Origin of the sequence: Lacticaseibacillus nasuensis JCM 17158 (genome assembly GCF_001434705.1) — a bacterium.
Lineage (GTDB): Bacteria > Bacillota > Bacilli > Lactobacillales > Lactobacillaceae > Lacticaseibacillus > Lacticaseibacillus nasuensis.
In genome coordinates this window covers 195,341-210,440 of the sequence record NZ_AZDJ01000030.1, presented here as the reverse complement: position 1 = coordinate 210,440, position 15,100 = coordinate 195,341, and the positions used below count along the sequence as shown (strand labels likewise).

The 15,100-nt window shown below is 62.7% G+C and carries 11 protein-coding genes; 10 read left to right on the top strand and 1 reads right to left on the bottom strand.

The window, feature by feature from the left end:
* Positions 1–13 precede the first annotated feature (13 nt).
* Positions 14–829: a DNA/RNA non-specific endonuclease gene (locus tag FD02_RS08375; protein ID WP_056951668.1), complete on the bottom strand. Its 816-nt coding sequence runs from the start codon at positions 827–829 to the stop codon at positions 14–16.
* 452 nt (positions 830–1,281) lie between these two features.
* Between FD02_RS08375 and FD02_RS08370 the strand changes: the two genes are divergently transcribed.
* The 10 genes from FD02_RS08370 (at position 1,282) to FD02_RS08330 (ending at position 15,081) form a co-directional block, all read left to right on the top strand.
* Positions 1,282–2,904 (top strand): ABC-F family ATP-binding cassette domain-containing protein, encoded by a 1,623-nt coding sequence (locus tag FD02_RS08370; RefSeq protein WP_054723620.1) that lies wholly within the window; start codon positions 1,282–1,284, stop codon positions 2,902–2,904.
* 120 nt (positions 2,905–3,024) lie between these two features.
* Positions 3,025–4,131, top strand: a complete 1,107-nt coding sequence (locus FD02_RS08365) for an exonuclease SbcCD subunit D (RefSeq protein ID WP_054723618.1) — start codon at positions 3,025–3,027, stop codon at positions 4,129–4,131.
* Entirely contained in the window at positions 4,131–7,226 is a 3,096-nt protein-coding gene (locus FD02_RS08360) for an AAA family ATPase (RefSeq protein WP_056951666.1), read from the top strand. The genes FD02_RS08365 and FD02_RS08360 overlap by 1 nt, the downstream gene beginning before the upstream one ends.
* A gap of 109 nt (positions 7,227–7,335) precedes the next feature.
* Positions 7,336–7,479: a hypothetical protein gene (locus FD02_RS11375; protein WP_175265346.1), complete on the top strand. Its 144-nt coding sequence runs from the start codon at positions 7,336–7,338 to the stop codon at positions 7,477–7,479.
* A gap of 127 nt (positions 7,480–7,606) precedes the next feature.
* A complete protein-coding gene (locus FD02_RS08355) occupies positions 7,607–8,308 on the top strand; it encodes an ABC transporter ATP-binding protein (RefSeq protein WP_056951664.1) in 702 nt (233 codons plus the stop codon).
* A 4-nt stretch (positions 8,309–8,312) separates the two neighbouring features.
* Entirely contained in the window at positions 8,313–10,919 is a 2,607-nt protein-coding gene (locus FD02_RS08350; protein WP_056951663.1) for an ABC transporter permease, read from the top strand.
* A 76-nt stretch (positions 10,920–10,995) separates the two neighbouring features.
* The gene (locus FD02_RS08345; protein ID WP_175265363.1) at positions 10,996–12,468 is read left to right on the top strand and encodes an MFS transporter; all 1,473 of its coding nucleotides are present in this window, start codon (positions 10,996–10,998) and stop codon (positions 12,466–12,468) included.
* A 60-nt stretch (positions 12,469–12,528) separates the two neighbouring features.
* Positions 12,529–13,596, top strand: a complete 1,068-nt coding sequence (locus FD02_RS08340) for a hypothetical protein (protein WP_056951662.1) — start codon at positions 12,529–12,531, stop codon at positions 13,594–13,596.
* 82 nt (positions 13,597–13,678) lie between these two features.
* Positions 13,679–14,431, top strand: a complete 753-nt coding sequence (gene comA, locus FD02_RS08335) for a phosphosulfolactate synthase (protein WP_056951661.1) — start codon at positions 13,679–13,681, stop codon at positions 14,429–14,431.
* Complete coding sequence (locus FD02_RS08330) at positions 14,431–15,081, top strand: histidine phosphatase family protein (RefSeq protein ID WP_056951659.1); 651 nt, start codon at positions 14,431–14,433, stop codon at positions 15,079–15,081. Before comA ends, FD02_RS08330 begins: the two co-directional genes overlap by 1 nt.
* The last annotated feature ends 19 nt before the right edge of the window (positions 15,082–15,100 follow it).

The window sequence follows — 15,100 nt, the reverse complement described above, 5'->3', positions numbered from 1 at the left end:
CCTTTTGCGTGGATTAATTGAGGTGGCTGGTGCCATCGGCGTAGTTCAAGGTCACGCCGGCTTCGACATTAAATATATAGACGTTAAAGTGGATCGTGTTGTCGCCAATCGACTGGGCGCGCATCGCCACACCGCGCGCCAGCAACTCGTTGCCGCGAAACACCGGCTGCACCTCATAGCGGACAAAATGGTTCGCGTTTTGCTTGAGGTAGGCGGCGATGTCGTCTTCATGTGCCTGCATCAGCGGTGAGTTCAGCGAGCGCGTGCCGGTCATCAAGTTTTTCGGGTTGTTGTTTTCCCCCGACAGCTGGTAGCCGATCAGGTGCGAGCGATTATAGAGCCACTCACCGTGGACCTTCTTGTTGTGCCAGCCGGTGGGGTCCCAAGTCAACCGCTCGCGTTCGGCGTGGGGCATGAGGCGCTGGTTCAGCATGGCCTCGGCCACGCCCACGCGATTTTGGCTGTCCAAATCACTGAAGCGCGTCCAGCCGCCTTTGTTGGTGGCCAGCTCGGTTTTGGTAAACCCGGGATCGTTGTTGTTAATGGTAATTTCTTGATCATTGCTGTAATTGAGCTGGGCGAGTTTAGCCAGTGGCTGCTGCGAGGTGGTACCGCCGGCGGGCTTGGCCTGGCTGGTCGGCGGCTCATGCGACGGCGCGAGGTGTTGCTTGGCGGTCGGCCCGGCGAGCAGCAACAGCGCGATGACGACCAAGCTGGCCGCCCGGCGGTTGCGCTGGGTGCGCTTGCGCTTGGCCCGCGGCGGCTTGCGCATCAACATGGCCGCGGCGCCGGCTAACAAGATGATGCCGAGGATTAAATTGACTGGCATGGGTAACTTCCTTTCACGAGACAGGGGCGTTGGGGCAGGCGGCTAGGGTGACGAACCACCTGGCAGTGGACCCAAAGCCCGGGGCCCACCACCATGTGGCCACGTCACCTACGCCGCCTGATCGCCCCACTGCGCACCTAATCGGGCTACGTGGGGCAGGCGGCTAGGGTGACGAACCGCCTGGCAGCGGGCCCAAAGCCCGGGCCCACCACCATGTGGCCACGTCACCTACGCCGCCTGAGCGCCCCACTGCGCACCTAATCGGACTGCGTGGGGCAGACGGCTAGGGTGACAGTCAAGCTGTCATTGGTCCAAAGCCCGGACCATTGCCACCTTGAGTGTCACCTACGCCGTCTAACCGCCCCACTGCGCACCTTGTATTCTACCGTGATTGTGGAGTTTGCGCGAGTCTGATATTATGTAAGCTAATACGCGTTACGGAGGAAACCGAATTGTTAACAGTCAACAATGTGTCGATGCAGTTCTCGGACCGCAAGCTTTATGAAGATGTTAATCTCAAGTTCACGCCGGGCAATTGCTACGGCATCATTGGCGCCAACGGGGCAGGCAAGTCGACGTTCCTGAAGATTCTGGAAGGCAAGCTATCTCCGACGACGGGGACGGTGACAATGGATCCGCACGAGCGCATGAGCTCGCTGCGCCAGGATCACTTTGCCTTCGACGACCAAACGGTGATGAACACCGTGCTCCAAGGCTACCAGCGCCTGTATGAGGTGATGACCGCCAAGGATGCATTGTACGCCAAGGCCGATTTTTCCGAGGCAGACGGGGTCGAGGCCGGGAAGCTTGAGGCCGAATTCGCCGAAATGGACGGCTGGAACGCCGAAGCCGATGCGGCGCAGCTGTTGCAAAGCCTCGGCATCACCGCCGATCAGCAAACCGCCATGATGGGCGATTTGCCGGAAGGGGAAAAGGTCAAGGTGCTGCTGGCGCAGGCGTTGTTTGGCAAGCCCGACGTATTGCTCTTGGACGAGCCGACCAATGGGCTGGATCCGCAAACCATTTCTTGGCTGGAAGATTTCCTGGCCGACTACGAAAATACCGTGCTGGTGGTCAGCCATGACCGTCACTTCTTGAACGCGGTGTGCACGATGATGTGCGATGTCGACTTTGGCAAAATCGAGCTGTTCGTCGGCAACTATGATTTTTGGCTGCAAAGCTCGCAACTGGCGTTACAGTTACGCAGCCAGCAAAACGCCAAAAAAGAAGAACAGATCAAGCAACTGCAGGAATTTATCGCGCGGTTTTCGGCCAACGCCTCCAAGTCCAAGCAGGCGACGAGCCGCAAGAAGCAGTTGGATAAGATTACGCTGGACGACATCAAACCAAGCTCCCGCAAGTACCCGTTCATCAAGTTCACGCCGGAGCGCGAGCTGGGTAACGACTTGGTGCGTGTGGCCAACGTCAGCAAAACCATCGATGGCGTGCCGGTGCTCGATAACGTCAGCTTCATCCTGCGCCCAGGCGAGAAAACGGCGATTATTTCGCGCTCCGACGTCACCGCCAGCATCTTGATGCAGATTCTGGCCGGGACGATGCAGCCGGACACCGGCAGTGTGACCTGGGGCGTGACCACCAGCCGCGCCAGCATGCCGCGTGACCTCAACCCGGAATTTGCCGACGAGCGCCTCGATATCCTCGAATGGCTGCGCCAGTTTGCCAGCAAGGAAGAAAGCGACAACACCTTCCTGCGCGGGTTCCTCGGTCAGATGCTGTTCCGCGGCGACGACGTGTTGAAGCAGACGCCGGTGATGTCCGGGGGCGAAAAGGTCCGCGCGTACCTGGCGAAGATGATGCTGAGTAAGGCCAACGTCTTGCTGTTTGACGACCCGACCAACCATCTGGATCTGGAAAGCATCACGGCACTGAACGACGCGCTGATCGATTTTACCGGCGGCTTGATTTTCACCAGCCACGATCACCAATTCATTCAAACCATTGCCGACCACATCATCGAAGTCGGCCCGAAAGGCATTGTCGACCGGGCCGGCACCAGCTATGACGAGTTCATGGCGCATGAAGTCGCCCAGCAGCAAGTGCAAAATATTTATTAGGTTTGAGTGCCCGCCGCGTGCGGGCATTTTTTTCCGGGTCAGCCCGCCAGTGGGAGCTGGTTTTGACCCGCTTCACCCTGCGGCGCATAATGACCCTAACGACTTTCGGGAGGGATCATGATGCGCTTTTTACATACCGCAGATTGGCATATTGGGCGGACGTTGGCGGGGTTTAACCTGGCGGAGGATCAGCAAGCCGTATTCGACCGGCTGGTGGCCACGGCCAAAGCTGAGCAGGTCGACGCCATCGTCATCGCCGGGGACTTATACGACCGTGCGCTGGCCAACGAAGACGCCGTCACCATGGTCAACGCCATGCTCACCAAGCTCAACCGCGAGCTCGGCTATCCGGTGTTGGCCATTAGCGGCAACCACGACTCGGCGGTGCGGTTGAACACCGGCCGCGAGTGGTTTGCCGGCACGCAACTGTACCTCAACACGCAGCTAGCCCAGGCGTTCACCCCGGTGACGTTAGGCGACACGCAGTTTTTCCTGCTGCCATACTTCGAGCCGATTGCCGCGCGGCAGTATTTCAACGACGACTCGCTGACCAACCTGAACCTCGCCATGCCGCGAGTGGTGGCGGCGATGCAGGCACTGTTTGACCCGGCTAAGCGGCACGTGTTGGTGGCGCACTTTTTTGCCGCGGGCAGCGAGCACTCCGACTCCGAGACGCTGGTGAACGTCGGCGGCCTGGACGCCGTGGCGGTGAGCGACTTGGCGCCGTTCGACTACGTGGCGCTGGGCCACTTGCACAACCGCCACGCGCTGCAAGCTACCAAGGTGCAATACGCCGGGTCGCTGCTGAAGTTCTCGGTGAGCGAAGCCAATCAGGAAAAAGGCGTGTACATCGTCGACACCGAGACGTTGACGCGCAAGTTTGTGGCGCTGGCGCCGCGGCGGGAGTTGATTCACCGCACGGCCAGCTACGCCGAGCTGACCGCCCCGGACCAGCCGGACCGCGACGCCTTTACGGCCGTGACGCTGACGGACACCGAGGCGATCCCGAATGTCATGGCGGCGTTGCGCGAGGCGTTTCCCTATTTGATTAGCCTCGACCGCGCGCATGGCGTCACCGGCGCGACAGCCACGGCCAAGCAGGTGCGGCACCTGTCGCCACAGGAGTTATTGGCGCAGTTTTACCACGACGTCACCGGCGCAGAATTAACGGCTGAGCAGCAGGCGTGGGCGGATGCGGCGCTGGCTGCGGCCAAGGAGGATGACTAATGCGCTTATTGACCTTGCACATGGAAAACTTCGGGCCGTATCGCGATGCGGCGGTGGACTTTACGGCATTCGACCGCGCGTCGGTGTTTCTCATCAGCGGCAACACCGGCAGCGGCAAGACGACGATTTTTGACGCGATGGTGTACGCCTTGTACGGCCAAACCACCGGCGGCGAGCGCTCCGGCGAGGAGATGCGCAGCAAGTTTGCCGCGCCTGACGCGCCGACGCGGGTGACCTTGACCTTCACTCACGCCGGCAAGGATTATCGCATCACTCGCGAACCCCGGCAGCTGTTGGCCAAGAAAAGCGGTACCGGGCTGACCAACCGGCCGGCCAGCGTCGCCTTGAACGTGGCGATTGACGGGCACGAGACGGCGGAATGGACCAAGGAACGCGACGTGCGGCCGCGGATTCAAGACTTGCTGCACCTCGATGCCGACCAGTTTCGGCAAATGGTGTTGTTGCCGCAAGGGCAGTTCCGCCAGTTTCTCGACGCCTCCAGCGACGACAAGGCGGCGTTGTTGCGCCACCTGTTCAACACCGGGCTGTACGGGCGCTGGCAAGACGCCTTGCGCCAGCGCGCCAAGGCGGCTTCCGCCAAAACCGCCGCGCAAGCCGCCGAGCTCACCGCGACGATCGCCCAATTTGATTGGGGGGAGCGCGAGGCGCCAGAGTCGACGCTGACCGCCGATGCCTTGGCGGCGATGCAGGCCGCCGTGGCCACCCAAGACCAGGCCGCGACCACCGCAGAGGCGGCGGCCACGGCAGCGGCGCAGCAACGTGACCAGGCGCAGGCCGCTCAAACGGCCGGTGAGACGCTGGCTGCGGCCTTCACCGACCGCGCGCAGGCCCAACGCCAACTCGACGACTTGCAGCACCAAGCCACTGCAATGGCCGACACGACGCAGCGCGTCACGCAGCTGCGGTGGGTTCAGGCGCATCGCGACGCGGCAGCCGGGGTGACTGCTGCTCAAGCCCGCCAGGCGGACTGGCAAGCGCGCCTCACCGCGGCGACCGCGGCCAAGCAGCCGGCCGTCGCGGCCTTGGCTGAGGCGCAGCAACAAGTCGCTGCCACGCAGGCGCAGGCCCCACAGCTCGACGCGGCCAAGCAACAGCTGGCTGAGCTCGGCCAGGTGAAGGAGACCTTGACTGCAGTGGCGAAGTTGAAAGCTGCGGCGGCGCAGGCCGCCGCAACCTTGACCACCGCCCAAGAGGCAGAAGCCGCGGCGCAGAGTAAACAGGCCGCGCTGGCGACCAAGCTTGCCGCCAATCAGCAGGCGCAAGTCGACTTGCAGGCGGCCAGTCACGCTGCGGCATACACTGCCGCCGATCGCCAGCTGGCGGCCATCACACCGCTGGCCGAGCAACAGGCCGCCGGTAGCCGGCAAGTCACCCAGCTCACTGCGGATGCGGCTGCGGCCGCTGCCGCGGAAACAACGGCACACCAAGCGGCGAGTGCCGCCGAGCAGGCCTACACGACGCTACACGACGCCAGCCTGCAGGATCAAATCGCCGGCTTGGTGGCGCAGCTATCGCCGGGGCAGCCGTGCCCGGTGTGTGGCAGCTTGGAGCATCCGGCGCCGCACCAAGCCGTGGCCACCCAGTCGGTGAGCGCCGCGGCCTTACAAGCGGCCGATGATGCTCGGCAACGCACTGCCAAGGCGGCGGCCGCCGCCGTCCAAAAACGTGCCGGTTTGGCCGCTCAACTCGACGCCGCCACGGCCGCGCAAGCGACGGCCACGTCCGCGCTAAGTGCCGCCTTGGCCGCCGCCAAGGTGAGCGACGTCGCGACGCTGAAGGCTCAGGTGGCCACGCTTAAGGCCACCGTGGCGGCAGAAACGAAACAGGCTAAGCAGTTGACCGCCGCGGCCGAGACCTTGGCCACCGAGCGCCAAGCGGCCAGTGCCGCGGTGGCGACGGCGGCCGACCAGCGCATGGCAGCCGATCACGCCGCCACCGCGGCGCAAACGGCCTACACCACCAAGCAGGCCAGCCTGCCGGCAACGTTGCCGGACTTGGCGGCGGCCGAGGCCAGCGAGCACGACTTAACCGCCAAGATTCACCAGCTGACGACGGCGCAAGACGCAGCGGCGGCGGCGTTAACCGCCGCGCAAACTCAGGTCACCACCGTGGCGGCCGACTGGCGGCACGCCAAGACGGAACTGGCGGCGGCCACGACTGCCGCGGCCGCGGTGCAGGCCAAGTTTGAGGCTGAGTTAACGGCGTTTTTCGGCACCGCCGACTCGGCGTCGTTCACCGAACTGCAGGCCCACCTCGGCGAGCTGCCGGACTTGGCCGCGCAGGTCACCGTCTACAACGAAGCCGTCGCTGCCGCCAAGGCGCTGCTGGCCAAGGCCACGGCGACGATTGGCGCGGCCGGCGCGCCGGATTTGCCGGCGTTGCAAGCCGCCGCTGCGCAAGCGGCCGAAGCGGCCACCGCGGCGCTGAAGGCGGCCGTGGCGGCGCGCGACCGCGTCTTGCGCAACCAAGACTTGGTGGCCAAAGTGACCAAGCTCGCCGCGCAGAACCAGGCCGCCTTGGCCGAAGCCGCGGCCATCACCAACTTGGCCGCCGTGTTGGCCGGCGACAACCCGGAGAAGCTCAGCCTCGAGCGCTATGTGCTGCGCGCCTACCTCGATTCGGTGCTCAGCGTGGCCAATCCGCGGCTGCACCAGCTCACCGGTGGGCGTTACCAGTTCAGCCTCCACCAGGAAAAAGGCAGCCACAAGAATGATACCGGCTTGGAAATCGACGTTTACGACGATCAAGTCGGCGCCACCCGCTCCGTGCACACCTTGTCCGGCGGGGAGAGCTTCATCGCTGCGTTATGCCTTGCCTTGGCGCTCGGCACCGTGATTCAGCGCGAAAGCGGGGGCATCACCATCGACGCACTGTTCGTCGACGAAGGCTTCGGGTCGCTGGATACCGCCAGCCTCAACGCGGCGTTACAGGCGCTAGAAACCATCGACGGCGACCGCATGATCGGCATCATCAGCCACGTCAGCGAGCTGCGCGACGGCATTGCCGATCAATTGCGCGTCAGCACCACCGGCGCCGGCGACAGCACGCTGACCGTCGTGCATCGCGGCGCGTAATTGGCAACCGCCAATCGCATGTGCTAAGTCGGTTGGATTGTGCTACACTAATGACGTCGGAAGAGCCCGATCGCCCTCCCCTCAAATCACCATAAAAGAGGCGAGAACCATGGCAGGAAAGCTCAGTAAACAGGAACGCAAGGCACTGATCCAAGAAGTTGAAAAGAAGCGGGCCGAGCATCCCCAAAAGAAGACCGAGTCAGGGTTTGCCACAATCGACAAGGAAGCCGAAAAGCTCGAAAGTGAGAACTAGGCTGACACTAACTTGTAATCGAGAATCCCACCAAGTCTGTTGCGACTGAGGTGGGTTTTTTTGTGGCTGGCGACGCCGCTCGCAATGCGCGATAATAATAGCAATCAATTTTTTCAGGAGGCAAGCCGTGGCCTATATCGAAGTCAAACACGAATACAAAACGTACCAAATGGGCGAAACGCAAATCGACGCCAATCACGACTTGAGCTTTGAATGCGAACAAGGCCAACTCACCGTGATCCTGGGCCCCAGCGGCGCGGGCAAATCGACCGTGCTGAACATCCTCGGCGGCATGGACACGCCAACCAAAGGGGAGGTGCTGATCGACGGGGTGGACATCGCGCAGTTTTCCGACAAGCAGCTGACCCAATACCGGCGCAGCGACGTCGGCTTTGTCTTCCAGTTTTATAACCTGGTGCCGAACCTCACCACCAAGGAAAACGTCGAGCTGGCCAATTCCATCGTGCCCGACGCCTTAGACGCCACCGAGACGTTGCGCCAAGTCGGGCTCGGGGCGCGGTTGGATAATTTCCCGTCGCAACTGTCCGGCGGCGAACAGCAGCGCGTGGCCATCGCCCGCGCGCTGGCGAAGAACCCGAAGCTGTTGTTGTGCGACGAGCCGACCGGGGCCTTGGACTACGAAACCGGCAAGCAGGTCTTGCAGCTGCTGCAAGACGCCTCACGCAAGGCGAATAAAACCGTGCTGATCATCACCCACAACGCGGCGCTGGCGAAAATGGCCGACCGCGTGATTCGCATCAACGACGCCCGCGTGCGCGAAGTGGTAGACAACCCGACGCCGACGCCGGTGGCAGAAATCGAATGGTGAGCGCATGAAACCGATGACCAAGAACTTGTGGCGTGAGATTCGGGCCAGTCGCGGCCGCTTCATCGCCATTATTTTAATTATCCTGTTGGGGTGTTTGACCTTCGTCGGCGTGCGCGCGGCGGGGCCGGGGCTCAACGAGTCGCTGACCACCACGGTGCAAGACCTGCACCTCAGCGACGTGCAGCTGATGAGCACCACCGGCTTCACGCATGAAGACGTCACCACCGCGGCCAAGGTCAGCGGTGCGCGCGCCGAGGCGGTGAAGTTCACCTATGCCACCGGCGGCAAGAACGCCAATGTCGTGGCGCTTTATGGCTATCAGGCGGGCCAGCAGATCAATCGGCTGCGCCTGGTCAGCGGCCACTTGCCTCAAGCCGCCAACCAAATCGTCCTCGACGCCCAGGCCAAAAGCGCCGGCTATCGCCTCGGCCAAACGTTCAGCTTCGATCGAGGCGCACAAGTCAAGCGGCGCCGGTTTACCATCGTCGGCTTCGCCAACTCGCCTTTGTATATCGACAACAGCCTGCGCGGGGCGGCCAACGTCGGCGACGGCACGGTGGATTGGTTCACCGCGGTGCCGGCCAGCCAGCTCGACGTGCCGGTGGCGACCCTGCTCAATATTCGCTTCGCCAGCTTGCAGGGGCACAACACCTTTGCCAAGGCGTATGACACCGCGCGCAACCGCAAGCTGCGGGCGTTAAAACGCGTCTTTGCCACCCGGGCCAAGGCGCGCAGCCGGGAAGTTTACGACTCGGCCGTGAAGCCGATCGCTGCGCAGGCGGCCAAGCTGGCCGCGGCGCAGCGTCAGCTCGCTACTGCCAAGGCGCAAGTGGCCGCCGCTAGCCACGGCACCGTCACCACGACGCCTGCCATCGAAGCCCAAGCCGCGCAGCTCAAATCCGCGACCGCCAAGCTCACCGCCGCGCGCCAGCAGGCCAAGGCCGCTAGCGTCACCACCTACACCTGGCAGGACCGCTCGGATCTGCCTGGGTTTGCGGCATACGGCGACAGCTCCAAGCGCATCGCCGCCATTGCCAACGTCTTTCCCGTGTTCTTCTTCCTGATTGCGGCGCTGATCACCTTTACCACGATCACCCGCATGGTCGAAGAGGCGCGCGGGCAAATCGGCACGTTTAAGGCCTTGGGCTACGGCAAGTGGGCCATCGCGCGCAATTACTTGATTTATGCCTGTTCCGCGGCAATCATCGGCAGCGGGTTAGGGAGCGTGCTGGGTAACTTGACCCTGCCGCGGTTTATCCTGATGATGTACGACCAGTACCTGCCGCTGACCACCACCGTGCGCTTCCAGTGGGGTGCGTTTAGCCTGGCGCTGGTCGCGTCGTTACTGGCCACGGTCGGCGCGGCGGTCATCGTGGTGCGGCGCGAGCTGCAGGAAGGCCCGGCGGCGTTATTGCTGCCGAAGCCACCAAAGTCCGCCAAGCGCATCTTGCTGGAACGCATCACGCCACTGTGGTCGCGGCTGAACTTTAACCAAAAAGTGTCCTACCGCAACTTATTCCGCTACAAGAGCCGCATGATCATGTCGATTGTCGGCATCGCCGGCGGGTGTGCGTTGCTGCTGACGGGGTTTGGCCTGCGCGATTCGATTGCCGCGGCCGGTACGCGTCAGTATTCGCAAATCATCACCTACGACGCCTTGGTACAGCTGGCGGACCACCAGCATGACGCGGCCCACCGGGAGTTAACGGCGACCAAGCAGTACCGCAGCAGTACCAAAATTGCTGCAAATACCGCCACGGTGCGCCACGGCGCGCACAGTGTGGCGGCGGTGAATGTGTTCACCCCGCAAACCGGCGCGTTTGACCAGTACATCCACCTGGCGACGCCGGCCGGCCAAGCGATTCACTTGCCTAGCCGCGGGGCCGTGGTCAGTCAGAAAACCGCCAAGCTCTTGGCGGCCGACGTCGGCGACCGCATCCAAGTCCGCCTGACCAGTGGCAAAACGGTGCGGCTGCGCCTGGCCGCCATCACCCGTAACTACATGGGCGATTACCTCTACCTCAGCCCCGCCGCCTACCGTCACGCCTGGGGGCAGGCGGCGACGCCGAACGCCTACCTGGTGCGGCTGGCCGCGCAATCCAAGGGCCAGCGCCAGCGGCTGGCGCATCGCCTGTTGGCCACCGGCGGCGTGTTGGGGACCAGTTTTACCGCCGATCAGCGCACCACGGTGAACAAGATGGGCACCATGATGACGCCGGTGGTGTTGATTTTTATCATCATGTCCGGGCTGTTGTCCTTCATCGTGATGTATAACCTGACCAACATCAACGTGTCCGAACGGATTCGCGAGTTGTCGACGGTGAAGGTGCTCGGGTTCTACGACCGGGAAGTGACGATGTATGTCGCCCGTGAAAACATCGTGCTGACCATCGTCGGGGTGCTTGCCGGCTTCTTCGTCGGCAACGGCTTGTTGTGGTACATCCTTCAGCAAGCCAGCACCGCACAGGTCATGTTTCCATTAGTGATTCACTGGCCGGGTTACGTGGTCGCCGCCGTGTTGATGGCGGCGTTCACCGGCATCGTGATGCTGGTAACGCACAAGCGCCTGCAGCACATCGATATGGTCGGCGCCTTAAAGGCCACCGAGTAGGCACCAGGCCCCGCGGCTTCGCGGGGCTTTTTGCTTGCGCTATACTGTACTATAAATCGTTTGGAAAGAAGTCGCCTTGAATAAACACGCTATTTTCATTGTCACCTTCGCGCTGGTGTTATCAAACGCCATGAGTGGACTGGATAACACCATTGTGAATACCGCCTTGCCGGCCATCATCGCCGACCTGCACGGGTTGGAATTAATGGGCTGGATCGTCGCCATTTTCCTGTTGGGAACCGCCGTGTCGACGCCGCTGTGGAGCAAACTCGGCGAGCGCATCGGCAACAAGCGCGCCTATCAGCTGTCGGCCTTGGCCTTTGTGCTGGGCAGCCTGTTGCAGGGGCTGGCGCCAAACATGCTGACCTTGATCATCGCCCGCGCGGTGGCTGGAATCGGCAACGGCGGCATGGTGTCCTTGCCGTACATCATTTACGCCCAGCTGTATGAGAATCCACGGCGCCGGCTGCAGATTCTCGGCTTCGTGTCTGCCAGCTACGCGACGGCCACCATTATCGGCCCGCTGGTCGGCGGCGCCATCGTCGACGCCTGGTCTTGGCACTGGGTGTTTTACCTGAACGTGCCGATTGGGATCATTTCGGCGGTGCTGGTGCAGCTGGACTTCAAGGAACGGCCCGTGGCGCCGCGGCACGCCCCGGTGGATCACCTCGGCGCCTGGCTGTTAACGATTGGCCTCACGGCGCTGTTGGCGGCCATCGAATTGATTGGAACGCCGCAAGTCGGGTTGTTGGCGGGCTTGGCGGTGGTGGCCGTCGTCTGCTTGGCGGCGTTGACGCAAGTCGAGCGGCGCGCTGCGGATCCGGTGATTCCGGGCCGCTTGTTTGCCAACTCCGCCTTGGTGCTGGACTTCGCCTTGTTTACGGTGATTTGGGGCGCCTTTATGGCCTATATCGTCTACGCGCCGATGTGGGTGCAGGCGATGCTTGGCGTGTCGGCGCTGATTGGCGGCTGCACGCAGATTCCCGGCTCGGTCACCAACTTCCTCGGCTCCGGCTCCGCAGCGCCGCTGCGGCGGCACCTCTCGCCGTATCAGGTGGTGCTGGTGGGGATCGTGACGCTGACCATCACGTTTTTAATCATGGTGCTGGTGTCGGCGCACGCGCCGTTTTGGCTGATCATGGTGGCCGGCGCGTTTCAAGGCTATGGCAACGGGCTGTGCTTCTCCGAGCTACAGGTCAAGGTGCAAACCGACGCGGCGCCGGCGGATGTGCCGGTGGCCACGAGCTTTAGCTTCTTGATTCGCATGCTCAGCCAGACGCTGACCACGGCGGTGTATGGCCTGGTCATGAACGCTGCCTTGCGCGCCGGCATCGCCCATTCGCCGCACATCACGATGAAAATGATGAACAATCTGTCTAATGCCGCCAGCAATCGCTTCTTGCCAGTGCGCTTGTTGCCGCGGATGCGGGCCATCATGTTTACCGGCTTGCATCGCATCATGCTGGTGGGGTTGGGCCTGATGCTGGTGGCCGTCGTGCTGGGGCTGGTGGCCTTACGCTCGGAGCGCCGGCAAGCAGCCCTGCAATAATCCGCCATTCGGTGTCCGGGGTTTGGTACACTGGACCGGTTTAACATTGGAGGCGTAGAATTGACGGACTTTGAAGCATGGCAAACGGCATATTACTGGCTCACCGGTGCGTGGCTAGCCGACGATGACTTGGGTGGGGAAGCTCCCGAGCAGCTCAGCGACACGCTAAGTGCGTGGTTAGACGAGTTGCACCCGCTGGCCATTGCGCAACCGGCCAGCGACGCGGTGCCATGGCAGCTGTGGCAGCAAGCGCTGCGCCAGGTGGTGCCGGCGGGGCAACCCGTTAGCGACGAGCAGGGCCTGGCCGCCTTGGCGCTGTTTTTACAAGCGCAAACGCCGCTTGAGTTGATTTCCTTTGGCAAGCGCCTGGCCGCCCACCCCACCGGGGCGGCGGCCGTGCGCTGGGCGCAGCACCGGCAAAGTATGACGCCACCACCGGCGCCGGCCACCTTACCGGCCACCGCGGTGGCCGGTGTCTTGTGGATCTTCTTCACCGAATACGACACGGCAGAGGATCCGTTTGAAGTTGGCGACTACGTTGAGGATCTCGAGCGCTGGCAAACCGATGGGGACGACGAATTGGCCGCGCAGTGGCAACACGTTGTCGCCGCTAGCGCCGCCGACCCGACGGCGGTCACCCGCGAGGAGGGGTTGCAGCTGGCGATGGATTTTCTGGCCGCTAGCGACTGGCCAGTGGAAGCAACGTTGAAGGTGACGCTGCAAAACGCGTTGCTACAGCGCGACCTCGCCGGCCAGTTGAACGCCACGGCCACCGCGCGCTGGGCCTACGCTTGGGCGCGGTGGCAAACGCCTAACGCCACCACCACGGAATTGTTTGCCCGGGAGCTGCTTGGCGCGGCGGATGACGACGATTTTACGGCCGACTGGGCACCGCGGCCGGCTTGGCAGCTCGGCGCGCTCACCGGGGCGGGGTTGGTGGCATTGCGGCTACTGATTGCAGCCATCGCGCAGCCGAGCCGTTTGCCGGTGGTGCAGTTTCGCCATGCGGGTTACGGTACACTTTCGGCGATTGGCCTGGGCGTTTTGGTGATTGCGGCCGGCTGGCTGGTCGTGAGCCTCGTGGCCACCATGGCGATTTGGGGTTGGCGGCGCTGGGCGGCGCGCTAGTTTTTCTCACGCCATTCACATTTTCACCTTATTTTCGCGCTATAATGATTGCTATTAATCAGTGAAAACGAGGTAGGCACGAATGTTAGCATTTCAGGAACTCGGCGGCAAAGCCGATCAAGGCAAGACGATGATGTTGGACAAGGGGCTGGGGCTCAATGCCGTTAGCGACTTGCTGAGCGTGGCCGGGGCCCACATCACCTTTGCCAAGTTCGGCTGGGGCACGGCGGCGACGTCGGAGCAAGACGTGATCGCGGCCAAAACGGCGCTGTACGCGCGGCACGGCATCACCACGTATCCCGGTGGCACCTTACTCGAAGTGGCGTTGGCCGCAGGGAAGCTCGCCGAGTTTTTCACGGAGGCTAAGGCGTTGGGCTTCACTGGCATCGAGGTCAGCGACGGCTCGACCACCGTGGCCCCGGCCGTCCGGGCACAGGTGTTGAGCCAGGCTCGTGAAGCCGGTTTCTTCGTCATCTCCGAGGTCGGCAAGAAGAACCCAGCGCTGGATCACGCGTTAACCGCTTCGGACCGAATGGCGCAAATTCAAGCCGACCTCGACCACGGTGCGCATTACGTGTTGCTGGAGGCGCGCGAAGCCGGCAAGAACATCGGCATCTACGACGAAGCCGGCAACATCAAAAAAGACATGTTGGCGGCGCTGACGGCCAACGGCATCGACCAGTTGATTTTCGAGGCCCCCTTGAAGGCGCAACAAGTCGCGTTGATTCTGCAGTTTGGGCCGCAGGTCAACCTCGGCAACATCGCCCACGATGAGGTCACGGCGCTAGAAACCTTGCGGCGCGGCCTGCGCGGCGACACAGTGGGGCGCCTGTGATGCGGCGCTTATTCATTATTCGCCACGGCAAAACCCAGTGGAACTTGGCCCACCGGTTGCAAGGCGCCGGGGCAGACAGCCCGTTATTGACCAATGACCCGCAGCCCTTTCAGCAGCTGGCCGGCTATTTGGATCAATACGCCTTTGCGGCTGCCTATACGAGCCCGCTCACGCGCGCTTACGACACGGCAACGCTCACCCTGGGGTATTTCACCCGGCACCCGGCGCCGGCCTTACAGGTGCATTCTGGGCTGCGTGAGCTGTCGTTTGGCCAGTGGGAGGGGCGCGCTCGTGCCGAGTTGATTGCGCAGACGCCGGAATTATTCGGCCAGTTGTCGCGCCGCGAGTACTCGCCGGCGTTGGCCGAGCTTGGCGTGGAGGATTTTGCCGCGGCGCGGCGGCGCTTTGCGGCCGCCTGTCGGGACATTCTCGCGACGCTTGGCCCCGACGAGAATGCCTTGGTGTTCAGCCACGGCGGCATCAGCCAGCTGGGGATGCGCGAGCTCACCGGCTGCGAGGGGCTGCTGGGGCTGAAAAACTTATCGACGTCGATCATCGCCGCAACGCCTCACGGCTGCGGCGTGGATGCCTACAACCAAACCGCCTATTTGACCCAGGTTGACCTGAACGAAGGCAACGTCTCGATCTAGGCGTTTTGTTTTGCCCAAT